This is a genomic window from Streptomyces luomodiensis, from assembly GCF_031679605.1.
GTDB classification, from domain to species: Bacteria; Actinomycetota; Actinomycetes; order Streptomycetales; family Streptomycetaceae; genus Streptomyces; species Streptomyces luomodiensis.
Map to the genome: position 1 here is coordinate 6,320,684 of NZ_CP117522.1, position 23,540 is coordinate 6,344,223.

The window sequence follows — 23,540 nt, forward strand, 5'->3', positions numbered from 1 at the left end:
GCCATGGGCCGCTATACGCTGCGGCGGCTGCTGCAGATGATCCCGGTGTTCATCGGCTCCACCTTCCTGATCTTCTTCATGGTGTACGCGCTCGGCGACCCGGTCGCCGCGCTCTTCGGCGACAAGGCCCCCGACCCCGCCACCGCCGCCCGCATCCGTAAGGACCTTTATCTCGACGAGCCGCTGTGGCGCCAGTACCTGCACTACATGGGGCAGATCTTCAGCGGGCACTTCGGTACGGCGTTCAACGGCCGGCCGGTGACCGAGCTGATGGCGAGCGCGTTCCCCGTCACCCTCCGGCTCACCCTGGTCGCGGTCGTCTTCGAGATGGCGCTGGGCATCACCCTGGGCGTGCTCAGCGGGCTGCGCCGCGGCCGGGGGCTGGACACCTCGGTGCTGCTGCTCACCCTGGTCGTGGTCTCCGTCCCGACCTTCGTCAGCGGCACGGTGCTCCAGTATCTGTTCGGCGTGAGCTGGGGCTGGGCCAGGCCGTCGGTCTCACCCGAGGCGCCGCTGGGCGAACTGCTGCTGCCCGGGGTGGTGCTGGGGCTGGTGTCGCTCGCGTACACCACCCGCCTCACCCGTACCTCCATCGTGGAGAACGCCCGTGCCGACTACGTCCGCACCGCCGTCGCCAAGGGGCTGCCGCGCCACCGGATCGTCACCCGGCATCTGCTGCGCAACTCGCTGATCCCGGTGGTGACCTTCATCGGCACGGACATCGGCGCGCTGATGGGCGGGGCGATCGTCACCGAGCGGATCTTCAACATCCACGGTGTGGGCTACCAGCTCTACCAGGGCATCCTGCGCCAGAACTCGCCGACCGTCGTCGGCTTCGTGACCATCCTGGTGATCGTCTTCCTGCTCGCCAATCTGCTCGTCGACCTCCTCTACGCCGTGCTCGACCCGAGGATCCGGTATGCCTGAGCCTTTTGACACGCGCTACCCCACGCGCTACGACATGAGCTACGACATGACCGAGGCGACCGCACCGGCCGACCGCGGCGGCGGCCCTGTGGACCTCGCCGTCTCCGGCCCCCCAACCCTGACGGGCGGCCCCCGGCATCTGCGCCGCCTCTGGCGCAAGAACTCCGGCCGCCGCTCCGGAGGGCCGGCCGGAGCGGCGGCCGGACGGGGACTGTGGTCCGACGCCTGGCACGATCTGCGCCGCAACCCGGTCTTCATCCTCTCCGCGCTGATCATCCTCTTCCTCGTCGTGATCGCGATCTGGCCGCAGCTGATCGCGAGCGGTAACCCGTACCACGGCGACCTCGCCAAGGCGCAGGACGGCCCGGCCCCCGGCCACCCCTTCGGCTACGACCTCCAGGGCCGCGACGTCTACACCCGCACCGTCTACGGCGCCCGCACCTCCATCACCGTCGGCATCTGCGCCACCCTCGGCGCGGCGCTGCTGGGCAGCGTGCTGGGCGGGCTCGCCGGGTACTTCGGCGGCTGGTGGGACGCGCTGCTCTCACGCGTCGCCGACGTCTTCTTCGCCATCCCGATCCTGCTGGGCGGGCTGGTCTTCCTGTCCGTGGTCACCAGCGGCTCGGTCTGGCCGGTCGTCGGCTTCATCGTGCTGCTGGGCTGGCCGCAGATCTCCCGGATCGCCCGCGGCTCGGTGGTGACCGTCAAGGAGCACGACTACGTACAGGCGGCGCGGGCGCTCGGCGCGAGCGGCGGCCGGACGCTGCTGCGCCATGTCGCGCCCAATGCCGTGGCCCCCGTGATCGTCGTCTCGACCATCGCGCTGGGCACCTACATCTCGCTGGAGGCCACGCTGTCCTTCCTGGGCGTGGGGCTCAAACCGCCCACCGTCTCCTGGGGCATCGACATCTCCTCCGCCGCCACCCAGATCCGCAACGCGCCGCACATGCTGATGTGGCCGGCCGGGGCGCTGTCCATCACGGTCCTGGCGTTCATCATGCTCGGCGACGCGGTGCGCGACGCCCTCGACCCCAAGCTGCGGTGAGGAGCTGAGCTGCCGTGACCCGCCTGCTGGAGGTACGGGACCTCCGCGTCGAATTCCGCACCCGGGACGGGATCGCCGAGGCCGTCGGCGGGGTGAGCTACGCCGTGGACGCGGGCCGCACCCTCGCCGTGCTGGGCGAGTCGGGGTCCGGCAAGTCCGTGACCGCCCAGGCGGTCATGGGCATCCTCGACTCCCCGCCCGGCCGGGTCACCGGCGGCCAGGTGCTGTTCCGGGGGCGGGACCTGCTGACGATGGGCGCGCGGGAGCGCCGCCGGATCCGGGGCGCCGAGATGGCGATGATCTTCCAGGACGCGCTCTCCGCCCTCAACCCGGTGCTCCCCGTGGGCGCCCAGCTCGCCGAGATGTACGAGGTGCACCGCGGGATGTCCCGCAAGGACGCCCGGCGGCGGGCGGTGGAGCTGATGGACCGGGTCCGCATCCCGGCGGCGGGGCAGCGGGCCGGGGACTATCCGCACCAGTTCTCCGGGGGCATGCGCCAGCGCATCATGATCGCCATGGCCATGGCGCTGGAGCCGGACCTGATCATCGCCGACGAGCCGACCACGGCCCTGGACGTCACCGTCCAGGCCCAGGTCATGGAGCTGCTCGCGGAGCTGCGCCGGGAGTACGCCATGGGGCTGGTCCTGATCACCCATGACCTGGGCGTGGTCGCGGACGTGGCCGACACCATCGCCGTGATGTACGCGGGCCGGATCGTGGAGACCGCTCCGGTACGCGACCTCTACCGCCGCCCCGCCCACCCCTACACCCGGGGACTGCTGGACTCGGTGCCGCGCGTGGACCACCGGGCGAATGGGGGGCACCGGGCCAACGGGGACCACCGGGCCGACGGGGGCAACCGTGCCGACGGGGGCCACCGGGGCGAGCGGCTCTACGCGATCAAGGGAGCGCCGCCCAGCCCCCTCGCCATGCCCTCCGGCTGCCCCTTCAACCCCCGCTGCCCGCGCGCCCAGGAGATCTGCCGTGTCGAGCGCCCGCCGCTGTACGAGGTGACGGCGACGGGCACGTCCGCCCCGTCCGGCCGGACCAGCGCCTGCCACTTCTGGAAGGACGAACTCGATGCCCTCGCCCCCCTCGACGCCTGAGTCCGCCACCGCGCCCGTCCTCGAGGTCCGCGACCTCGCCAAGCACTATCCGCTGACCCAGGGGGTGCTGGTGAAGCGGCGGATCGGTGCCGTCCGGGCGGTCGACACGGTCTCCTTCGCCCTGCGGCGCGGGGAGACGCTCGGCATCGTCGGCGAGTCCGGCTGCGGCAAGTCCACCGTCGCCAAGCTGCTGGTCGGCCTGGAGCGGCCGACCGCCGGCTCGATCCACTACCGGGGCGAGGACATCTCCCGGCTGTCCGGCCGGGCGCTGCGGGCGGTCCGCCGCAACATCCAGATGGTCTTCCAGGACCCCTACACCTCGCTCAACCCGCGCATGACGGTGGGCGACATCATCGGGGAGCCCTTCGAGATCCACCCCGAGGCGGCGCCCAAGGGCGACCGGCGGCGGGCGGTCCAGGAGCTGCTGGAGGTGGTGGGGCTCAGCCCCGAACACCTCAACCGCTATCCGCACCAGTTCTCCGGCGGCCAGCGCCAGCGCGTCGGCATCGCCCGGGGCCTGGCCCTGCGGCCGGACGTCATCGTCGCGGACGAGCCGGTCTCGGCGCTGGACGTATCGGTGCAGGCGCAGGTGGTCAATCTGATGGGGAGCCTCCAGGACGAGTTCGGCCTGTCCTACGTCTTCATCGCCCATGACCTGTCGGTGGTCCGGCACATCTCCGACCGGATCGCCGTGATGTACCTGGGCCGCATCGCCGAAACGGGAACGGGCCCCGAGATCTACGACCACCCCACCCATCCGTACACCCAGGCGCTGCTCTCCGCCGTCCCGGTCCCGGACCCGGAGTCGTACCAGGGCCGCGAGCGCATCGTCCTGACCGGCGACGTGCCCTCCCCGGCCAACCCGCCCTCCGGCTGCCGCTTCCGCACCCGCTGCTGGAAGGCCCAGGACCGCTGCGCGGCGCAGGCACCGGCGCTGACGGTCCCGGCGGGCCTGTCGGGGGCGGCCGCGCATCCGTCGGCGTGCCACTTCGCGGAGGAGCGCCAGGTGGTGCGGACGCCGTCCTGAGTCGGCGGGATACGGCCGCTCCGGCGGAATGCGGCCGCTTATGATCGCGGGATGCCACGAGACGACCTTCAGCGGGTCCGGGACTTCCGGCTCTCCTTCGCCCGTCGCCAGGCGGCCGAGGTGCGGGAGGTGCCGGGCGGGTTCCTGGTGCTGGACGTACGGTACGCGCGTTCCCATGAGCACAATCAGCTGCATGTCGTCGGGCCCGCCGACCCCGAGGGACTGCCCGGTCTCGCCGACGAGACCCTGGCGCCCTTGCCGCACCGCCGGATCACGGTCCATGACGAGGCCCTCGGGCTCCTCTGTGTGCCCGTGCTGGAGCGGGCCGGGTACCGCCACGTCACCGAGGTGCTGATGGTGCACACCGGCCCGGTGCCCAAGGCGTCGGCGGCCGATGTGGTGGAGCGGGAGCTGGGGCCGGAGCCGCATGGGCTGCTTCGGCGGGCGGTGACGGCGCAGCAGCGGCGGTGGATGCCGGACGCGGACGAGCGGACCGTGCACGACCTCGTGGAGCGGCGCGAGGCCCGGCGGGCGGGGGCCGAGGAGGTGCTCTTCCTGGCCGCCCACGACGACAGCGGCGAGGTCGTCTCGTGGGCCGATCTGTATCTGGCGCCCGCCGCCGGAATCGCCCAGATCGAGGAGGTGGTGACCGCCGAGCCGTACCTCCGCCGTGGCTACGCCGACGCCGTCGTGACCGCCGCGCTGCGCCGCGCGGCCGCCGCCGGATGCGCGCTGCGGTTCCTCGTCGCCGACCAGGACGACTGGCCGCTGCACTGGTACGGCCGCCGCGGGTTCACCGCCGTCGGCCGTACGCACGCCTTCACGCGCTGCTGAGCCGCCGTTTCACGCGCTGCCGGGCCGCCGCTTCACGCGCTGCCGGGCCGCCGCTTCACGCGCTGCCGGGCCGCCGCTTCACTCGCTGCCGAGCCGGCCGCTTCGGGTCACGGCTCCTTGCGCGGCGGTGCGTCCGGGCCCGCCTCGGCCGCGATCAGCGCCGGATCGAGGACGACGTCCTCCGCGCGGGCCTCGAGGCTCGGGTCCTCGGGGAAGTGGCAGGCGGACAGGTGGCCCTCGCGGTTGCCGTCCAGCCGCAGCAGCGGGGGCTCCTGCCGGGCGCACAGGTCCTGGGCCTTCCAGCAGCGGGTGCGGAAGCGGCAGCCGGTGGGCGGGTTGATGGGGGAGGGCACGTCCCCGGCGAGCCGGATGCGTTCCCGGGGAGCGGCGTCCGCGGCGTCCTCGGCCATCACCACCGCCGCGTCCGGGACGGCGGACAGCAGGGCGTGGGTGTACGGGTGGCGGGGGCGGCGGTAGATGGAGTCGCGGTCGCCCACCTCGACCACCTTGCCCAGGTACATCACGGCGACGCGCTGTGAGAAGTGGCGTACCACGGCGAGGTCGTGGGCGATGAACAGGAAGGCGATCCCCAGGTCCCGCTGGAGCTGCTGGAGCAGGTTGACGACCTGCGCCTGGATGGAGACGTCCAGCGCCGAGACGGGTTCATCGGCGACGATCAGCCTGGGTTCGAGGGCGAGCGCGCGGGCCACGCCGATGCGCTGGCGCTGGCCGCCGGAGAACTCGTGCGGGAAGCGGTTGTAGTGCTCGGGGTTGAGGCCCACGATCTCCAGCAGTTCGCGCACCCGGGCCTCCCGGCCGCCCGGCGGATCGATGCCGTTGATCTGCATCGGGCCGGAGATGATGGTGCCGACGGTCTGCCGGGGGTTCAGCGAGGAGTACGGATCCTGGAAGATCATCTGGATCTCGGAGCGGATCGGGGCGAGCTCCTTGCGGCCCGCGTGGGTGATGTCCCGGCCCCGGTAGGTGATCTTTCCGCCGGTGGGCTCCAGCAGCCGGGTGAGCAGCCGGCCCGTGGTGGACTTGCCGCAGCCGGACTCGCCGACCAGCCCGAAGCTCTCCCCGGCGTGCACGGTCAGATCGACCCCGTCGACCGCCTGCACGGCCCCGACCTTCCGCTGGAACGGGAAGCCACCCATGATCGGGAAGTGTTTGGTCAGCTTCTCGGCGACCAGGAGGGGTTCGGGGGTGTCCGACTCGATGCCCATGCGTCAGCGCTCCTAGCTCAGCCGGGGCTTGATCTGCTCGGTGAAGAGGGTCTGTTTCCGCTCGGCCGTCAGGTGGCAGGCGGCGCCCCGGCCGTCCGGGAGCACGGGGCGCTCGGTGGCACAGCGGTCGCCCGCCACCTGGTCCGGATAGGGGCACCGCGGATGGAAGGGGCAGCCCGGCGGCGGGTTGAGCAGGCTCGGCGGGGAGCCGGGGATGGGGCTGAGCGGCTCGTCCACGGCCGAGGACAGCCGCGGCATGGAGCCCAGCAGCCCCCAGGTGTACGGGTGCTGGGGCGCGCGCAGCACCTCGCGGACCGTACCGCGCTCCACGGCCCGGCCCGCGTACATCACCAGCAGGTCGTCGGCGGTGTTGGCGACCACCCCCAGGTCATGGGTGATGAGGATGATCGCCGAGCCGAACTCCTGCTGGAGGTCCTTCAGCAGATCCAGGATCTGGGCCTGGACGGTGACGTCGAGGGCGGTGGTCGGCTCGTCGGCGATCAGCAGATCGGGGTCGCAGACCAGCGCCATCGCGATCATCGCGCGTTGCCGCATCCCGCCGGAGAACTGGTGCGGATAGTCGTCCACCCGCAGCCGCGCGTTGGGGATGCCGACCTTCTCCAGCATCTCGATCGCGCGGGCGCGGGCCTCGCGCTTGGACGCGCCGGTGTGCTTGCGGTACGGCTCGGCGATCTGGCGGCCCACCGTGTAGTACGGCGACAGGGCGGTCAGCGGGTCCTGGAAGATCATCGCCATGGTGTTGCCGCGCAGCCGCTCCAGGGTGCGCTCGGGCGCCCCGGTCAGCTCCTGCCCGTCCAGCAGGATCTCGCCGGTGACGGTGGTGGTGCGCGGGTCGTGCAGGCCCAGCACGGTGAGGTTGGTGACGGACTTGCCGGAGCCGGACTCGCCCACGATGCCGAGCGTCCGGCCGCGCTGAAGGTCGAAGGAGAGGCCGTCGACGGCCTTGACGACGCCGTCCTCGGTCGAGAAGCGGACGTACAGGTCGCGTACGGACAGGAAGGCGCCGGGGTCGGCCCCGGGGGGCGTCGCGCCGTCGTCGGGCTTGGTGAGTGTGGTCATCTCGGCAGCAGCTCCGGGTCGGTCAGGCGAGGCGCACGCGCGGGTCGATGAAGGCGTAGGCGGCGTCGACCAGGATGTTGAACACCACGATGGCCGCGGAGCTGACCAGCATCACCCCCATCAGCATCGGCAGATCGGTGAGCTGGACGGATTCCACCGCCAGCCGTCCGATGCCGTGCAGGGTGAAGGTGTACTCGGTGACCATGGCCCCGCCGAAGAGCGATCCGAGGTCGATGCCGAAGATGGTGACGATCGGGGCGATGGCGCCGCGCCAGGCGTAGCGGAAGAAGACCGTACGGCCGGCCAGCCCCTTGGCCCGCGCCGTGCGGACATGGTCCTCCTGGAGCTGCTCGACCATCTGGGAGCGGGTCATCCGGCTGTAGTTGGCCATGAAGATCAGCGACAGCACCAGCCAGGGCAGCAGCATTCCGCTGAACCACTTCGCCGGATTGTCGGTGAAGGGGTAGTAGGCGGGCTGATCCATGATCCCCAGCCCGCTGACGAACCAGGCCAGGGCGAGCACCCCGACGAAGTAGATCTGCATCGAGGCGCCGAGCAGCGACAGTGAGCTGACGAACTTGTCGATCCAGGTGCCGCGCCGCCAGGCCGCGATCATGCCGATGCCGACGCCGAAGACCAGGAAGACGGCGGCGCCGCCGATGGCGAGCGAGAGGGTGGTGGGGAAACGGTCCACGATGGTGCCCCAGACCGGCTCCTGGCTGACGAAGGAGTAGCCGAAGCAGGGGGCGTCGCAGTGTCCCACCGCGAAGTCCCGCCCGGCGACGATCCCCACCATGAACTTCCAGTACTGGACCGGCACCGGCTGGTCCAGGCCCAGATTCTTGTTGATCATGGCGAGCGAGGTGGGGTCGCAGTTCTTGCCGCAGGCGAGCCGGGCCGGTTCGGCGGGCAGGGCGAAGAAGAGGAAGAACGTGATCGCGCTGATCAGGATCAGGATCACGATCGCGCCGAGGGACCGGCGGGCGAGGAATCTCAACATGGCGTCGGTGATCTTCCGCTAGGGGCGGGCCCCGGCCGCACCGCGCCGGTGCGGGGGCGCGGTGCGGCCGGGGTCCGGTGGCCTGGTGACGGCCGCGGCTACTTGATGAAGACGGCCGTCGGGTCCACGGCGCCGTAGACCGAGTTGAACTTCACCCCGCCCAGCCCTGAGCCCCAGAGGGTGAACAGCCGGTTGTAGAAGGTCGGGACGGCGGGGATGTCATCGGTGAGGATCTTCTCGCTGAGCTTGATCCACTCCGAGGTGGCCCGGCTCAGATCGCTGACCTTGGTCACCTTGGCGATCTCGTCGTTGACCGACGGGACGTTGAGGTGCGAGTAGTTCGCGGAGTCGTCGTAGACGTTCTCGCCGCCGTATACGGGCGGGACCACGGTCGAGGCGGACGGCCAGTCGGCACCCCACGAGGACCGGTACAGGTCGTACTTGTTCTTGACCTTCCCGATCTGCGTGTAATAGGTCGACTGGTCGATCTCCTTCTTCTGGACGTCGAACCCGGCCCGCTCCAGGGCCTGCTCGACGACCACCGAGGCGTCCTGGTGGGTGTCGCCGTTGCCGTAGGCGTAGACGAGCTCGTAGCCCTCCTTGCCCGCCTCCTTCAGCAGCTCCTTGGCCTTCTTGGCGTTGCCGCCCGGGTACTTCTTCTTCTGGAACGGGTCGAAGGAGGGGTCGTAGCCCTTGAGGGTGGGGCCGACCAGCCCGCCGCCGACCTCACCGGCCTTCGGGCCGCCGAACTGCTGGAGGTACTGACCGCTGGGGAAGGCCCAGGCGATCGCCTCGCGCACCTTCTTGTCCTTGACCCGATCGGTGTTGATCGAAACGACGTCCACATAGGGCTGCGTTTCGGTCAGCGACCGGGACATCGCCTCCTTGTCCTTCAGGACCGTGGAGATCTGTGAGGGGTCGACCGCGTTGGTCCACGTCATCCCGTTCCGGTCGGCGCCCTTGTCGGCCTGGAGCCGGCGGGTGGAGTCCACCCACTGGTGGCCGAAGGAGACGTCGAATTTGTCGACGTACTGGTGGCGTATGGGGTCGGTCTTGGGGTCCCACTGGTCGTTCCTGACGAACTGGATGCCCTTGCCCGGCTTGTAGTTCCGGATCTTGTACGGACCGGAGGCCAGCGGGGCCTTGTCGTACTTCTCCTTGGTGTCCTTGTCCGGCGGCACCGCCCCGATGTTGGGCATGGCGACCGCGAACGGCACCTCGGCGCGCGGCTGGTCGAAGTGGAAGACGATGGTCTTGTCGTCCGGGGTGTCCAGCACCGACGCGGGCAGATGCTTGCCCTTGTAGGGGCCGTCCGGAAGCGCCTCGCGGTACTTCTGGCCCTCACCGGAGAGCCACTGCTGGAGATAGGTCGGGCCGGCGGCCTCGAACGGCGCGTAGAGCCGCTCCACGGCGTGCCGGACGTCCTTGGAGGTGATGGGCGTGCCGTCCTCGTACTTCAGCCCGTCCTTGAGGGTGTACGTCCAGGTGCGGCCGCCGTCGGAGGACTTTCCGGTGTCGGTGGCGAGGTCGCCGACCAGCTTGGCCTTGCCCGTCTTGTCGTCGAACTGGTAGTTCGTCAGGGACCGGTTGAAGAGCGTCTGCATGATCAGCTCATCGCTGACGTAGATCTGCCCCGGGTCCAGGTGCTCGAAGGCGTCCCGCTGGAGCACCGTGACGGTGCCGCCCTTCTTGGCGCCCGGCAGGTCCTTGGCGGGGCCCGTGGAGTCGGCGGCGGTGCCCAGGGTGATGTCCTGGGACTCCATCGTGGGCTCCTTGGAGTCCTTGGGGTCCGAGCCGCCGCCTCCGCTGCTGCACCCCGCGAGCGCCAGCGCCCCCGCGGCCAAGGCGGCGGCGTAGGTACGCGCTCTGCGACTGTTCTTCGGCGTCATCGTGGTCACTGCACCTGCCTCATCGGACGGAAGACTTGCCGTTCTCTGCCTTGGGCCCGTGCCGGCCCCCCGGTCACCGCGTGGTCTTCGGGTCCATCGCGTCCCGGACCGAGTCCCCGAGCAGGTTGAAGGCGACCACGAAGACCACCATGGCGATGCCGGGGAAGAACATGTAGGTGATGTCGCCCTCGTAGAAGTTCGCGCCCTTGGCGAACATCCGGCCCCAGTCGGGCGTCGGCTCCACCACGCCGACCCCGAGGAAGGACAGCGCCGCCTCCGCCGTCACGAAGTTCGGCAGCATCAGCGTGGCCTGCACCAGGATGGGCGTGACGAGGTTGGGCAGCAGCTCCTTGCGGACGATCCGCCACGGCGAGGCGCCGGTCACCCTGGCCGCCTCGATGAACTCCCGCTCCCGCAGCGACAGCACCTGGCCCCGCAGCAGCCGGGCCAGCTGCATCCAGCCCAGCAGCCACAACACCAGCACCAGGGCCGTCACCCGGAAATAGGTGGGCGTCTCCTTCTGCGGACTGACGAACAGCGCGGTGACCACCGGCATGAAGGCGACGAAGAACAGCTGCTGGGGAAAGGACAGCAGCAGATCGATGAGGCGGCCGAGGAAGTAGTCGGTGCGGCCGCCCACATAGCCCGCGACCACGCCGATCACGATGCCGGTGAGCGTGGACAGCACGGTCGCGGCCAGCCCGATCAGCAGCGAGGTGCGGATGCCGTAGAGGAGCTGGGTCAGCACGTCGCGGCCCAGTTTGGGCTCGATACCGAACCAGAACTCGCCGTCGATGCCCCCGTTGGGCTTCATCGGATAGCCGGTGAGGGGGTCCAGCAGCTCGGGCCGGTCCAGGCCGTAGGTGGTGTACGGATCCTTGCCGTACAGCCAGGAGATCACCGGCGCCAGCACGGCGACGGCGAAGAAGAAGGCCACCACGCACGCGGAGATCACACCGGTGCGGTCGCGTCGGAAGCGCCGCCACATCAGCCGGCTGGGCGCCAGACCGGCAGGCGCCTCGCCCTCCGTGCCCGGGGCGGTCTTCTCGACCACACCGGTCTGGGATGGACTCGTCATCGTGTGGCGTCCCCCCGCACTGGTGTCACACCGTCAACTGACGTTTGTCTATGCGCGTCATGTCGTTGGCCCGCTCGCCATGGTGGTGCGGGCGTGTCGGGTTGAGCGGACTTTCGCAATCGGGGAACGGCCCAGTCAAGGGGCGGGGGAGGGTGGATGTGCCCCGCGTTCGAGTCTTGAGCGAAGATTTGGCAGATCGAGGTCCGGACGTGCTTGACAGAGATCCCCCATGGGCGACAAAGCATGGCCTATGGGGATGAAACGCGTTAACGCACAGGCAACTTCACTGTCGCAACACCGATATACGAACGCGTCAGGCTGAACTGCGTACGGCCGTGCGGGTGCCGTAGACCGGCCGGGGCGCGCCATGTCGCCCCGGCCGGTCACCTGCCCCGGCGGTCGCCGGACGGTCACAATCCGTATTTTTCTTCGCCCCGCGACGGTTGCCCGGGGTGCCAGGCGGGGGAGACCTACGGCTATGGGGCAGGGACGGATACTCAACAGCGGAGCGCGCGTCTTCGGCGCACTCGTCTGCGCGGTCCTCGGGCTGATCTCGCTGGCGTGGATCATCCGCGATCTCGACAAGGCCGATGAGGCGAGCCACCTGTGGTGGACGTGGTCGGGGCTGCCGTTCCGGGCCGTCGGAGGGGTCTTCGGCTCCTCGCTGCTCGACCTCGTGCTGCTGCTGGTCTACGCGGTCGTCGGGATCACCGCCCTGCGTTCACCGGCCGCCGCGGGCGCGCTCGGCGCCGTCGCGGCCGTGACCGTCGCGGTGCGCCTGCCCAGCCTGTGGAACCTGAACTCCGACTGGCTTCAAGGCATCCCGGACGACCTGAAGACGCGGGCGAACCTCACCGCCTGGGCCCAGGTGGTGTTCGGGGGCCTGCTGCTGGCCGTGGTGGCCGCCGCCCGCCGCCCCGCCGACGTCGCCCCGCCCGGCGGCCTCGCCCCGCCCGGCGCGCCGGTCCCGCCCGCCGGCCGGCCGCCGGGCCGTCCCTCGCCGGGGGCGGCGGTCACCGGCGCGCTGTTCCTGGGCGCCGTCGGGGCCGTCATCGCCGCCTGGCAGATCTACTGGGTCCAGGACCGGGGCTGGGACGTCTACGAGTACGCGCTCACCGGCGAGCACACGCTGCCCACCCTGCTCTCGGCGCCCGGTGCCTGGACCGCGTGGACGGCGGTCGCGCTGTGCCTGGCCGCCGCGGGCGCCGCGCTCGCGCGGGCCCCGCTGGCCCGGCCGCTGGGGATGACGGCGGCGGCGCTGGTCGTGGGGACCGGCATCAGCGAGACCTCGCTCTACCTCAAGCTGGACTACGTGGAGCACTTCGACGATCTGCCGACGGTGGGCGTGCTGAGCGTGCTCAGCGGCTTCTTCAACGTGATCGCGGGGCTGATCGCCCTGCTCGCGCTGGCGCGGCGGGGTGTGCACGAGGGCGTCGAGGGCGTCGGGAGTGCCGCGTACGGCCCGTACGCCCCGTACGGCGGCGCGCCCGCGTACGGCGGCTACGACGGCCGGGGACCCGGGGGCTACGACGGCCAGGGGCCCGGGGCCTACGGGGACCAAGGGGGCGGCGGTTACGGCTCCGGCGGGTACGGCTCCGGGGGCTACGACGGCGGCGGGGGTTACGGCGGTGGCGGCTCCGGCGGCGGGGGTTACGGTCCGCCGCCTGCCACGCCGCCGCTGACGCCCCCTCCGCCCCGGACCCCGCCGGCCACGCCCCCGCCGCCGTCCGCGCCGCCCCCGCCGCCGTCGCCTCCGCCGGGCTGGTGACGGCGGACCGGCGAGGGCTCGGGGCCGCGCGGGCTACCGCAGCCCGAGCGACCGCTTGAGGAAGTCCACCTGGAGCAGGAGCAGATTCTCCGCGACCTGCTCCTGGGGGGTCATATGGGTCACCCCGGACAGCGGCACCACCTCGTGCGGACGGCCCGCGGCCAGCAGCGCCGAGGAGAGCCGCAGGGCGTGCGCGACCACCACGTTGTCGTCCGCCAGACCGTGGATGATCATCATCGGCCGGACGGTCTCCGCGGCGCCCGACAGCCCCTCGTCGGTCACCAGCGAGTTGGCCGCGTAGACCTCGGGCTGCTCGTCCGGATGGCCCAGGTACCGCTCGGTGTAGTGGGTGTCGTACAGCCGCATATCGGTGGCCGGGGCGCCCACCACGGCCGCGTGGAAGACGTCGGGACGGCGCAGCGCCCCCAGCGCGGCCAGATAGCCGCCGTAGGACCAGCCGCGGATCGCCACCCGGCCGAGGTCCAGCGGATACCGCTCGGCGAGCGCGGTCAGCGCCTCGATCTGGTCCTCCAGCGGGACGGCCGCCATCTCGTCGCGCACCGCCTTCTCCCAGGCGGGGGAGCGGCCGGGGGTGCCGCGGCCGTCCGCGACGATCACCGCGAAGCCCTGGTCGGCGAACCACTGCGAGGTGAGATGGGCGTTGTGCGAGGCGAGCACGCGCTGGCCGTGCGGTCCGCCGTAGGGGTCCATCAGGACCGGCAGCGGTCCGTCGCCCTCCTGGTAGCCGCTGGGCAGCAGCACGGCGCAGGGGATGTCCCGCTTGCCCGCGAAGACGAGGTCGGGGCGGGCGGTGATGACGGGCCGCTCCGCGCACGAGTCGATCTCGGCGAGGCGTTCGGCCGCGCCGTGGTCGCCGGGCCGGAGGATCTCCACGCTCACCCCGGGCCGCTCCACCCTCGTGGAGGACAGCGCGATCACCTCGCCGCCGCGCACGGCGGAGTGGACCGCCGGGACGGGCTGCTTGCCGACCGGCTCCCAGCCGCCCTGGTCGCCGCTGCCCCGGAACCAGGCGCGGTGGACATCGATCTCGCCCGGGTGCTCGGGCAGGGGCGCCCCGGCCCCCGGGGAGGCGGAGAAGAGGACGTCGTCCGTGCCGATGTCGAGGACCGCGCGTACCTGGAGGGCGTCGGAGGTGAGTTTGCGGTCACCGACCATCAGCACCCGGGCGCCGCCCTCATCCGCGATGCGGACGAGTCGTCCATCTTCCGTCCAGGCCGGGACGCCGGGGAAAAGTTCCAGCCAAACCGCGTCCTCGTCGGCGTGGACCGTGCTGGTCCGTCCGGTCTCGGTGTCCACGGCCAGGTACAGCTGGCTGCGCTGGTCCCTGGCCTGGACCAGAAGCAGCGGCGGACCGTAGGCGGACCAGTGCACCCGCGCGAGGTACGGATAGCGCTCCCGGTCCCACTCGATCTCCGTACGGGAGCCGTCCAGACCGAGCAGAACCAGCCGTACTTCGGCGTTGGCGGTGCCCGCGGCGGGATAGGCGATCTCCGTCGGCTGCCGGCCGGGGTGCGCCGGGTCGGCGATCCACCAGCGCTGGACGGGGGCGTCGTCGGCCCGTGCGACCAGCAGGGCGTCGCTCTCCGGCGACCACCAGAAGCCGCGTGAGCGGCCCATCTCCTCGGCCGCGATGAACTCCGCGAGGCCGTAGGTGACGGTGTCGCCCTCCGGCTCCGCGAGGGCCCGGTCGTCCTCGCCGTCGACGCCCGTGACCCGCAGCGCCCCGCCCGCCGCATAGGCGATGTGGCGGCCGTCGGGCGAGGGCCGCGGGTCCACGACCGGGCCGGGAACGCGCAGCTCACGAGTGGTTCCGGAGACCAGATCGGTGGTGAAGAGCCGCCCGGAGAGGGCGAACGCGGCCCGCTCCACCGCCGTGTCGACCCCGTAGCCGACCACCCCGGCCGACCCCTCGCGGCTGCGCTCGCGCCGCGCCCGCTCCTCGGGGGACAGCTCCTCGTCGGCGCCGCCGAGCAACTCGGCCGGGTCGGCGGCGGGGTATTCGCGCTGCCCGGTGAGGTCGTACACCCACAGGAGGCCGGTCCGGTCGGTGCCCGAGCGGGAACGCAGGAAGACGACGCGTGAATCGTCGGGGGCCACGGTGAGGGCCCGCGGTGTCCCGAGGGTGAAACGTTGGGTGCGCGCGTGCTGCCGTGGGAACGAGAGCTGTCCGGTCATGGGGCGAGCGTACGGCCAAGGATCATCGGCGAGGAAGCGCGGGCATCGAGGGGCGGGACGGCGTCGCCCGCGGTACGGCCGGCCGGGGGGACGCCGGTCCCGGACCGGCCAACGCGCCGCGCAAGAAGGCGAGATGGCGCATAACCAACGAGAACCGGTCCGCCGGAAGCCGAAGTTGGTGCGATCAGGCATGCGCCCCTGTCATGCTCCCGTGCACCGAGTCGTGTGCGCACAGCCATAGTTATGATCGATTGCGCATAGTGGGTAGGCCCCCTGTGGCATCTATATGTTGTCTGTCCGAGTGCGTGTACCTGGAGGTGAGCCGCTGTGGCGCTCTCGATCTCGATGTCAGTGCTGCTGCTGATCATCGTCTTCCTGCTCGTCAACAAGGCCGGGCTGAAGGCGGTGCACGCGGTCGTGTGCGTCCTCCTCGGCTTCTATCTGGCCAGCTCCTCGGTCGCTCCGACGATCGACGACCTCACCACCAACGTGGCGGACATGATCGGCGGAGTGAAGCTCTGACGCCGAGCGGGACCGGGGCGTGCGTCTCATGGGCACTGGTGTGCGAATCGTAGGCTGTGCCCATGACCGTTCTTCCCGCCCGTCGTCTGCTCCTGGTGCACGCACATCCGGACGACGAGTCGATCAATAACGGCGCGACCATGGCGAAGTACGCCGCCGAGGGCGCACACGTCACCCTGGTGACCTGCACCCTCGGTGAGGAGGGCGAGGTCATCCCGCCTGCCCTCGCGCATCTCGCCGCCGACCGCGACGACGCGCTCGGACCGCACCGGATCGGCGAACTCGCCGCGGCCATGGACGCCTTGGGGGTCGAGGACCACCGCTTCCTGGGCGGGCCCGGCCGCTATCGCGACTCCGGAATGATGGGTGCCCCGCAGAACGACCGGCCGGACTGCTTCTGGCAGGCCGACCCGGACGAGGCCGCGGGGCATCTGGTGGCCGTGGTCCGCGAGGTCCGGCCGCAGGTCCTGGTGGCCTACGACACCAACGGGGGGTACGGACACCCCGATCACATCCAGGCGCACCGCGTGGCGATGCGCGCCGTGGAACTGGCCGCCGATCCGGCCTTCCGCCCGGACCTCGGCGAGCCGCATGACATCGCCAAGGTCTACTGGAACTGCGTGCCGCGCTCGGCCGTCGAGGAGGGCTTCGCCCGGCTGCGGGCGGCCGGCCGGGACTCCCTCTTCCCCGGTATCGCCACGGTCGACGACGTCCCCGGAGTGGTGGCGGACGCGGAGGTCACCGCGGTCGTCGACGGCACCCCCCACGCCGAGGCCAAGGCGGCGGCGATGCGCGCCCACGCCACCCAGATCGCGGTGGACGGGCCCTTTTTCGCGCTCTCCAACGACCTGGGCCAGCCGATGTTCATCCATGAGCACTACCGGCTCGTCAAGGGCGAGGCCGGGGCGGACCGCGAGGACGACCTGTTCGCGGGGGTGACGGCATGACGGCCCTGCGTCTGGGCGCGTACGCCCTGCTGGCCCTGGCCGGGGCGCTGGTCGGCGTCGCGGGTGCGCTGGTCCAAGCGGCGTGGTTCCCCGGCGGGTTGCTGCTCGCACTGCTCGCGGTGGCGGGCCTGTGCTACGGCGGGGTCAAGGTCATGGGCGCCCGGATGGGCGGCGGAGTGCCCGCGGGGGCCTGGGCGGTGGTCGTGCTGCTGCTCACCTCCTCCCGTCCGGAAGGGGACTTCCTTTTCGGCGCGGGGCTCGGTTCGTACGCCTTTCTCCTCGGCGGGATGTTCATCGGTGTGATGTGCGCCACGCTTCCGTTGGTTCCGCAACCTCCCGGTTCGCCGGTCCGACTTGGTAAGTGACGTGACGTTTTCGGCATGCGTCCCCGGCGCTCGGCGGCCCGTCGGACATGCGGCGAAGGGTGCGCCACGGGCGTACCGGATGCGGCGATACGACGGTCGTCAAGTGCGCCTCCGCGCCGCCCAGTAAGGTGGTGCCGCCGCCGAGCCGCCCGCGCGAGGTCTGACGGGCGGCGGAGCTAACTGGGAGAACCTGCTTTGAGCCGTGAATCTGACAGTTCGTCCTCCGGGCCCCGGGAGGGAAGCGGCGGTGCCGCCTACCCGTCGGGCACCCCGCCGTACGGATCCCGCCAGTACCCCTCGCCGAGCCCCGTGCAGGACGCCCCGCAGGGTGGCTCCGGTGACGGGCAGGCGCGTGCCGCGGCCAAGCCGGAGGAGCCGAAGACCGAGACCACGCTGACGACCCGGATCAAGATCAACATTCCGGGGTCGCGGCCCATCCCGCCGGTGGTCATGCGCACGCCCGTCGCGGAGGACGGCGTACCCGCGCCGCGCTCCGGCGAGGACGCCGCCGAGCGCACCAGCGCCCTGCCCCGCGTCGACTTCACGCCGACGCCGGAGCGCGGTGTGCCGGCCGAGCCCGGCGGGGCCAAGGAGACCTCCGAGCCCCGGGAGAAGAAGAGCGGCAAGAGCGAGGGGGAGCGGACCAGCGACTGGTTCTCCCCGCGCAAGCCCAAGGGAGGCGGCTCGTCCGCCACCGGCGGCATGCCGACGCGGCCGAAGCCCTCGGCCCCGGCCCCGGAGACCACCCAGCAGTTCCCGGCGCCGGACACTACGCAGGGTTTCCCGGCGCCGGACACCACGCAGGGTTTTGCCGCGCCGGACACCACCCAAGGCTTCCCGGCCCCGGACACCACCCAGGGTTTCCCGGCACCGCAGCCGGGTGGCGGGCCCGTCGCCGATCTGCCGTACTTCACCGACGGCCAGGCACCGGCCGCCGGTCAGCCCGAGCCGGGCGGATCCACCACCGGCCCGGCCACCGGCGACATGTTCATGCCGACGTCCCCCGGTGCCGGTCAGCGTGACAGCGAGCTGCTGGCCCCGCCCGGACCGGGCCTCGCGAGTGATCCGTACGGCGGTGACCGGCAGTCCCCTCCGGGCGGTGTGGGGCCGCTGGCCGGGGCCGGTGCGGCCGCCCAGCCGCCGACCCCGCCGGGCGGTTCGCCGCTGTCCGGCAACCTCGGCGCCACCACTGGCGCGGGCCCGCTGACCGGCCCCGGCGCGGGGCAGGCGGGCGACCTCGGCACCGAGCCGTCCTCCTCGCCGTTCCGCGACCCCGAGCCCACGCCAGGCGGCGGGGTGCCGCCCACGCAGATCTCCAGCGACACGCTGGTCAGCGGGGTGCCCGTGGTACCGCCGGCCGAGGGCAGGGCCAAGCCGCCGTCCCCGCCCGCCGCGGGCGGCCCGGGGGCTCCGGCGCCCGGCGGCGACAGCGCCCCGCCGAGCGCCCCGGCGCCGTCCGCCCCCAAGGCGGGCAAGCCCAAGAAGAAGGGCCGCTCCAAGGTCGTCATGGCCGCGGGTCTGCTGTTCGTGGTCGTGGGCGGGGCCTACGCCGCCGGTCTGGTGATGAACCACGCCGATGTGCCCAACGGCACCACCGTCCTCGGCGTCGACATCGGCGGCACCTCCAAGGAGGTCGCCGTCGACAAGCTCGACACCGCGCTGGGCAAACGCACCACCGCCCCGCTGACGGTGTCGGTCGACGGTCAGCAGAAGGAGATCAAGCCCTCCGTCGCGGGCCTGGCGCTCGACACCGAGGCCACGGTCCGGAACGTCGCCGGCCGGGACTACAACCCGGTCACCGTCATCGGCTCGCTCTTCGGCGGCACCCATGAGGCCGACCCGGCGGTCACGGTCGACGAGGAGAAGCTGCGGGACGCCCTGGAGCGGCTCGCGGGCGACTCCGGCACGGCCCGCGAGGGCGGCATCACCTTCACCTCCGGCCGAGCCGTCCCGGTGTACGGCAAGGAGGGCAAGGCGCTGGACGTGGACAAGGCGGTCAAGGCCGTCTCGGACGCGTTCCGGCAGCGCGCCGAGACCGGCCAGAACAAGGCCATCACTCTGCCGGTGAGCGTGCGGCGCCCCACGGTCAGCAAGGCCGAGGTCGACAAGAAGATGAAGAGCTTCGCCGAGCCCGCGATGTCGGGGCTGGTCACGGTCCAGACGGACCCCCAGCACTCGATCCCGTTCGGCCCGGACAAGTCGCTGCCGAAGATCCTCTCCATGCGGGTGGTCGACGGCCAGCTGGTGGAGCACTACAACCTGACCGTCCTCAAGGAGCTGTACGGCAGCACCTTCGACGGCGTTCTGCTCGAGCGGGGCGACGGTTCGAAGAAGCCCGTCACCCCGGAGGACGTGGAGTCGGCGCTGCGGATGGCGCTGCGCGGCAAGACGCCCAGCGAGCGCATCGGCATCATCGGCAAGGAAAACTGACCACGCCGGCAAGCACAGACCGGACGACGCGGCCCCCGCCCGGCACCGGGCGGGGGCCGCGTCATGTGGCTGACCCGGCCGAGTGGACCGACGGCGGCGATCCGAAGTGCCGCCCCGGCGGGCGCCGCCGGACGGCCGCCGGGGCCGGTGGGCGGCGACGGCCGTGCCGGACCGGCGACGGCCGGGTCGGGGCGACGGGTGTGGCGGTGAACCGTTGGCCGAGGCGGCGCGGAGATCCGTCGGAAGGGCCCTAGGGCGTGTTTCGAAAGTCCCGCCTGCCCCGCGACGCCTGGCACGCGCGCTCGCCGCGTTGTCGGGATCGTCCGAGTAGGCCCACTACGAGGACGACCCTCCGCCTTGCGATCACACGCACCAGACGCCGCGGGGCCCGCCCTCCGGGCGGACGGCGCTACTTTCGAAACACGCCCTAGTTGAGCAGTGCGCGGGCCGCGCGGGCCTGGCGGCGCACGTCCTCGGCGGCGTCGGGCTCCACCGCCGCCACCACCTCCGCGTACTCCTCCAGCTCCTTGGCGCCGGTCACGAAGTCGCCCCGCTCCACGAGCAGCCGCGCCCGCTCGTAGCGCAGCTTCGCGGGGTGGCTGGGCAGCAGCAGGGACAGTTCGACCGCCCAGAGCTGGACATCGGTGCGCTCGGGGCGGGCGGACGCCCAGGCGCGGATGTTGTTGAGGATGCGCAGCACGATGTCCAGCGGCCCGGCCGGGGTCAGCATCGACGGCGAGAGCGGGGTGCCCGTGGCCCCCGACACCAGCGTCGCCGCGTCCTCGTCCGACAGCGGCCGCCCGCCGTCGAACGGATCGGCCAGCACATGGCTGCCGTACGGGTCGCCGAAGCCGACCACGAAGCGGCCCGGCAGCCCCAGCCCGTACACCGGCGCGCCCGCCCGCCGCGCCACCTCAAGCCACACCACGGACAGCAGGATCGGCAGCCCACGGCGGCGCCGCAGCACCTGGTGGAGGAGCGAGGACTCCAGCCGCCGGTACTCTGCCGCGCCGCCCCGGAAGTCATGGCGCTCACCGAGGAGGCGGGCCAGGGCTGCGGCCCAGTCCTCGGGGCCGCCGGGGGAGAAGGGGAGCTGACCGGCCAGCCGGTCGAGTTCGATCTGCGCTTCGTCGATGCCCGCCTCGTCCAGTCCGGGGTCGGCCTCCATGCCCACCAGCAGGCACAGCAGCGCCAGATCGGGGCGCTCTTCGCGGGCCGCGTCGGCGAACCGCCGGCGGCGGGAGGTGTCGTTCATCCGTGGCATAGCCGCCTCGTACCCCGCTCAGGGCACATCCTCCCGGGGTGCGCGCCAGTGATGGTAGACGTGATGGACGGTGAACCCCATGCCCTCGTAGAGGGCGTTCGCACCGCCATTGTCCGTCTCCACCTGGAGATACGCGGCCGAGGCGCCCTCGTCGAGCGCCTTGCGGGCCAGCGCGGTCATCACCGCCTTGGCCAGGCCCTGGCGCCGCCGCTCGGGGGCGGTCTCCACGGCGGCGAACCCGGCCCAGCGGCCGTCCACCACACAGCGCCCGATCGCGGCCGGGGCTCCGCCGCCTTCGCCCGCTATGGTCGCGAACCACACCGACGGGCCGCCCGACAGCACCGCCCGCGCCTCCGGGGAGGGCTCGGCGGACCGCTGGTAGCGGGCCATCCAGGTGTCGTCGAGACGGCGGGAGAGGGTGACGGCGGAGGTGTCGGCGTCCAGGTCGGCGATGGGGGCGAGCGCCGCGATCCGTATCTGTGCGGAGACCTCCCGCGTCCAGCCACGGCTCTCCAGCTCGGCGGCGAGCAGCTCCTGGGTGCCCTCGGCGCCCGTGCTGACCTGGATGTACGCGGGCAGCTCGCGTGCCGCGTACCATTCGATCACCCGGCGCAGCGCCGCGTCCAGATCCATCCCGGGGTCGCCGAGGGGCAGCACCGAATTGGCGCGCCGGGTGAATCCGCCGGAGGCGCGCAGCGTCCACTCGCCCAGCTGCTCGCCGACCACCGGCGGCCAGCCGCGGGCGACGACCCGGTCCAGTTCGGGCGCGTTCGCCGCGGGACCGCGCCGGCGGGCCGGAGCGGCGGGCACCACTTTGCCCGCCACCAGGGACGACTCGGCGAGGCGCACCGCCTCACCGGTACGCCGGGTGATCGCCAGCGTACCCTCGGTCCACGATGTGAGCACCCCTACCACGTCGGTGAAGGTGGCGGCGGGCTCGCGCTCCCCGGTCAGAACTCTGACCGAGACGCGTTTTCCCACGTCATCCGGGGTGATCCGAACTTCAAGACGTCCGCCAGTGGTGAAATCCACAGCTCTGTCAGCCCCTCGTGTGCGTCTGGTACCCAAGAACGGCGATACTAGGTGCGGGCATCGACGACGCCGCGCTCCCGCGCGATAGCAGCCCTAACGAGGAGGAACGTCAGCGTGACCTACGTCATCGCGCAGCCTTGTGTCGACCTGAAAGACAAGGCGTGCATCGAGGAGTGCCCCGTCGACTGTATCTACGAGGGCCAGCGGTCCTTGTACATCCACCCGGACGAATGCGTCGACTGCGGGGCCTGTGAGCCGGTCTGCCCGGTCGAGGCGATCTTCTACGAGGACGACACTCCCGAGGAGTGGAAGGACTACTACAAGGCGAACGTCGAGTTCTTCGACGAGCTCGGTTCGCCCGGTGGTGCGAGCAAGCTGGGCCTGATCGAGCGGGACCACCCCTTCATCGCCGCGCTTCCGCCGCAGGAGCACGACGAGTGACCCTGCCCCGGCATTAGTGCCCGGTAGCAGCCGGCGGTCCCGTATGGCCTGTGGCCTGCGGGACCGGGCTGTTTCCCGGGCGAACCCCGGCGTCCAGCGGCTTCCCGGTGTCCATCGGGTTTCCCGGTGGACACCGGGCCCCCCGGGCTCCTCGGTCCGGGCAGTTCAGAAGAAAGCGAGCCACCCCGTGCCACCCGTCTCCGCCCGTCTCCCGGTCTTCCCCTGGGACCGGCTCGAACCGTACAAGGCGACCGCCGCGGCCCACCCCGACGGCATCGTCGACCTCTCGGTGGGCACCCCCGTCGACCCGGTTCCCGAGCTGGTCCGCGCGGCGCTCGCCGACGCGGCGGACAGCCCCGGCTATCCGACCGTCTGGGGCACGGCCGCGCTGCGGGACGCCCTCACCGGCTGGGTGGAGCGGCGGCTGGGCGCGGCCCGGGTGACCCACACCCAGGTGCTGCCGGTGGTCGGGTCCAAGGAGCTGGTGGCCTCGCTGCCGTCGCAGCTGGGCCTGGGCCCCGGCGACCGGGTCGCCTTCCCGCGGCTCGCCTATCCGACGTACGAGGTGGGCGCGCGGCTGGCGGGCGCCGAGCCGGTGCCGTACGACACGCAGACATTTGCGGCTGGCGCCGCGGGCACGGAGCTGGACCCGGCCGGGCTGAAGCTGCTGTGGCTCAACTCCCCGTCCAACCCCACCGGCCGGGTGCTCTCCAAGGACGAGCTGCGCACCGCGGTCGCCTGGGCCCGTGCGCACGGGGTGCTGGTGGTCAGCGACGAGTGCTATCTGGAGCTGGGCTGGGAGGCGGACCCGCTCTCCGTGCTCCACCCGGAGATCTCCGGCGGGTCCTTCGAGGGCCTGGTGGCGGTCCACTCGCTGTCCAAGCGGTCCAATCTGGCGGGCTACCGGGCGGCCTTCCTCGCCGGTGACGAGGCGGTGCTGGGCGAGCTGCTGAAGATCCGCAAGCACGGCGGGATGATGGTGCCCGCGCCGGTGCAGGCGGCCACGATCGCGGCGCTCGGCGACGATAAGCACGTGGCGGAGCAGCGCGACCGCTACGAACGGCGCCGGGCCGCGCTGCGCTCGGCGCTGGAGGGCCACGGCTTCCGCATCGAGCACAGCGAGGCGTCGCTGTATCTGTGGGCGACGCGGGACGAGCCGTGCTGGGACACCGTGGGCGCCCTCGCCGAGCTGGGCATCCTGGTGGCGCCGGGCGAGTTCTACGGTGCGGCGGGGGAGCGGCATGTGCGGGTCGCGTTCACGGCGACCGACGAGCGGGTCGCGGCCGCGGTCCGCCGCCTGGCGGGCTGAGGGCGCGCCGCCTGGCGGGCTGAACAGCGGAACCGGCCGGCTGAACAGCGGAAG

General features: G+C 71.9%; 20 protein-coding genes. 12 read left to right on the forward strand and 8 right to left on the reverse strand.

Annotated features, from left to right (window positions below; genetic code table 11):
* Positions 1 to 3 precede the first annotated feature (3 nt).
* Genes PS467_RS26650 through PS467_RS26670 form a run of 5 tightly spaced genes read left to right on the forward strand, consistent with a single transcriptional unit; the run spans position 4 to position 4,939 of the window.
* Positions 4 to 927 (forward strand): ABC transporter permease, encoded by a 924-nt coding sequence (locus tag PS467_RS26650; RefSeq protein WP_311037367.1) that lies wholly within the window; start codon positions 4 to 6, stop codon positions 925 to 927.
* Entirely contained in the window at positions 920 to 1,972 is a 1,053-nt protein-coding gene (locus PS467_RS26655; protein ID WP_311037368.1) for an ABC transporter permease, read from the forward strand. Before PS467_RS26650 ends, PS467_RS26655 begins: the two co-directional genes overlap by 8 nt.
* Positions 1,973 to 1,986: 14 nt before the next feature.
* Positions 1,987 to 3,078 (forward strand): ABC transporter ATP-binding protein, encoded by a 1,092-nt coding sequence (locus tag PS467_RS26660; RefSeq protein WP_311037369.1) that lies wholly within the window; start codon positions 1,987 to 1,989, stop codon positions 3,076 to 3,078.
* Entirely contained in the window at positions 3,053 to 4,105 is a 1,053-nt protein-coding gene (locus tag PS467_RS26665) for an ABC transporter ATP-binding protein (RefSeq protein WP_311037370.1), read from the forward strand. The genes PS467_RS26660 and PS467_RS26665 overlap by 26 nt, the downstream gene beginning before the upstream one ends.
* A gap of 51 nt (positions 4,106 to 4,156) precedes the next feature.
* Positions 4,157 to 4,939, forward strand: coding sequence for a GNAT family N-acetyltransferase (locus tag PS467_RS26670; RefSeq protein WP_311037371.1), 783 nt, complete (start codon positions 4,157 to 4,159; stop codon positions 4,937 to 4,939).
* Positions 4,940 to 5,046: 107 nt separating this feature from the next.
* On the opposite strand, the gene PS467_RS26675 is transcribed toward PS467_RS26670, so the two are convergent.
* The 5 genes from PS467_RS26675 to PS467_RS26695 all read right to left on the reverse strand — a co-directional run bounded on the left by PS467_RS26675 (position 5,047) and on the right by PS467_RS26695 (position 11,212).
* Positions 5,047 to 6,165 carry an ABC transporter ATP-binding protein gene (locus PS467_RS26675; RefSeq protein ID WP_311037372.1) on the reverse strand — a complete coding sequence of 373 codons (1,119 nt, stop codon included), beginning with the start codon at positions 6,163 to 6,165 and terminating at the stop codon, positions 5,047 to 5,049.
* 12 nt (positions 6,166 to 6,177) lie between these two features.
* Positions 6,178 to 7,245 carry an ABC transporter ATP-binding protein gene (locus PS467_RS26680; RefSeq protein ID WP_311037373.1) on the reverse strand — a complete coding sequence of 356 codons (1,068 nt, stop codon included), beginning with the start codon at positions 7,243 to 7,245 and terminating at the stop codon, positions 6,178 to 6,180.
* A gap of 22 nt (positions 7,246 to 7,267) precedes the next feature.
* Complete coding sequence (locus PS467_RS26685; protein ID WP_268974223.1) at positions 7,268 to 8,245, reverse strand: ABC transporter permease; 978 nt, start codon at positions 8,243 to 8,245, stop codon at positions 7,268 to 7,270.
* Between the two features lie 98 nt (positions 8,246 to 8,343).
* A complete protein-coding gene (locus PS467_RS26690) occupies positions 8,344 to 10,134 on the reverse strand; it encodes an ABC transporter substrate-binding protein (protein ID WP_311037374.1) in 1,791 nt (596 codons plus the stop codon).
* A gap of 73 nt (positions 10,135 to 10,207) precedes the next feature.
* Entirely contained in the window at positions 10,208 to 11,212 is a 1,005-nt protein-coding gene (locus PS467_RS26695; RefSeq protein WP_311037375.1) for an ABC transporter permease, read from the reverse strand.
* 478 nt (positions 11,213 to 11,690) lie between these two features.
* Here PS467_RS26695 and PS467_RS26700 point away from each other — a divergent pair, with 478 nt between their 5' ends.
* Positions 11,691 to 12,980, forward strand: a complete 1,290-nt coding sequence (locus tag PS467_RS26700) for a hypothetical protein (protein WP_311037376.1) — start codon at positions 11,691 to 11,693, stop codon at positions 12,978 to 12,980.
* Between the two features lie 33 nt (positions 12,981 to 13,013).
* On the opposite strand, the gene PS467_RS26705 is transcribed toward PS467_RS26700, so the two are convergent.
* Positions 13,014 to 15,176 carry a S9 family peptidase gene (locus PS467_RS26705; protein ID WP_311037377.1) on the reverse strand — a complete coding sequence of 721 codons (2,163 nt, stop codon included), beginning with the start codon at positions 15,174 to 15,176 and terminating at the stop codon, positions 13,014 to 13,016.
* Positions 15,177 to 15,503: 327 nt separating this feature from the next.
* On the opposite strand from PS467_RS26705, the gene PS467_RS26710 reads away from it, so the two are divergent.
* From PS467_RS26710 to PS467_RS26725, 4 genes are all read left to right on the forward strand, one after another.
* On the forward strand, positions 15,504 to 15,698 hold the full coding sequence (locus PS467_RS26710; RefSeq protein WP_268974228.1) for a hypothetical protein: 195 nt from the start codon (positions 15,504 to 15,506) through the stop codon (positions 15,696 to 15,698).
* Positions 15,699 to 15,760: 62 nt separating this feature from the next.
* Positions 15,761 to 16,645 (forward strand): N-acetyl-1-D-myo-inositol-2-amino-2-deoxy-alpha-D-glucopyranoside deacetylase, encoded by an 885-nt coding sequence (gene mshB / locus PS467_RS26715; RefSeq protein WP_311037378.1) that lies wholly within the window; start codon positions 15,761 to 15,763, stop codon positions 16,643 to 16,645.
* Positions 16,642 to 17,010 (forward strand): DUF6113 family protein, encoded by a 369-nt coding sequence (locus PS467_RS26720; RefSeq protein WP_268974230.1) that lies wholly within the window; start codon positions 16,642 to 16,644, stop codon positions 17,008 to 17,010. The genes mshB and PS467_RS26720 overlap by 4 nt, the downstream gene beginning before the upstream one ends.
* A 195-nt stretch (positions 17,011 to 17,205) precedes the next feature.
* Positions 17,206 to 19,440 (forward strand): peptidoglycan binding domain-containing protein, encoded by a 2,235-nt coding sequence (locus PS467_RS26725; RefSeq protein WP_311037379.1) that lies wholly within the window; start codon positions 17,206 to 17,208, stop codon positions 19,438 to 19,440.
* Between the two features lie 427 nt (positions 19,441 to 19,867).
* Here PS467_RS26725 and PS467_RS26730 read toward each other — a convergent pair whose 3' ends face one another.
* Positions 19,868 to 20,704, reverse strand: coding sequence for a transglutaminase family protein (locus PS467_RS26730; protein WP_311037380.1), 837 nt, complete (start codon positions 20,702 to 20,704; stop codon positions 19,868 to 19,870).
* 18 nt (positions 20,705 to 20,722) lie between these two features.
* Positions 20,723 to 21,736 (reverse strand): GNAT family N-acetyltransferase, encoded by a 1,014-nt coding sequence (locus tag PS467_RS26735; RefSeq protein WP_311037381.1) that lies wholly within the window; start codon positions 21,734 to 21,736, stop codon positions 20,723 to 20,725.
* A 114-nt stretch (positions 21,737 to 21,850) separates the two neighbouring features.
* On the opposite strand from PS467_RS26735, the gene fdxA reads away from it, so the two are divergent.
* Both fdxA and dapC read left to right on the forward strand, forming a co-directional pair.
* The gene (fdxA, locus tag PS467_RS26740; RefSeq protein WP_014054705.1) at positions 21,851 to 22,177 is read left to right on the forward strand and encodes a ferredoxin; all 327 of its coding nucleotides are present in this window, start codon (positions 21,851 to 21,853) and stop codon (positions 22,175 to 22,177) included.
* 187 nt (positions 22,178 to 22,364) lie between these two features.
* Positions 22,365 to 23,486, forward strand: a complete 1,122-nt coding sequence (gene dapC / locus PS467_RS26745) for a succinyldiaminopimelate transaminase (RefSeq protein ID WP_311037382.1) — start codon at positions 22,365 to 22,367, stop codon at positions 23,484 to 23,486.
* Positions 23,487 to 23,540: the final 54 nt, after the last annotated feature.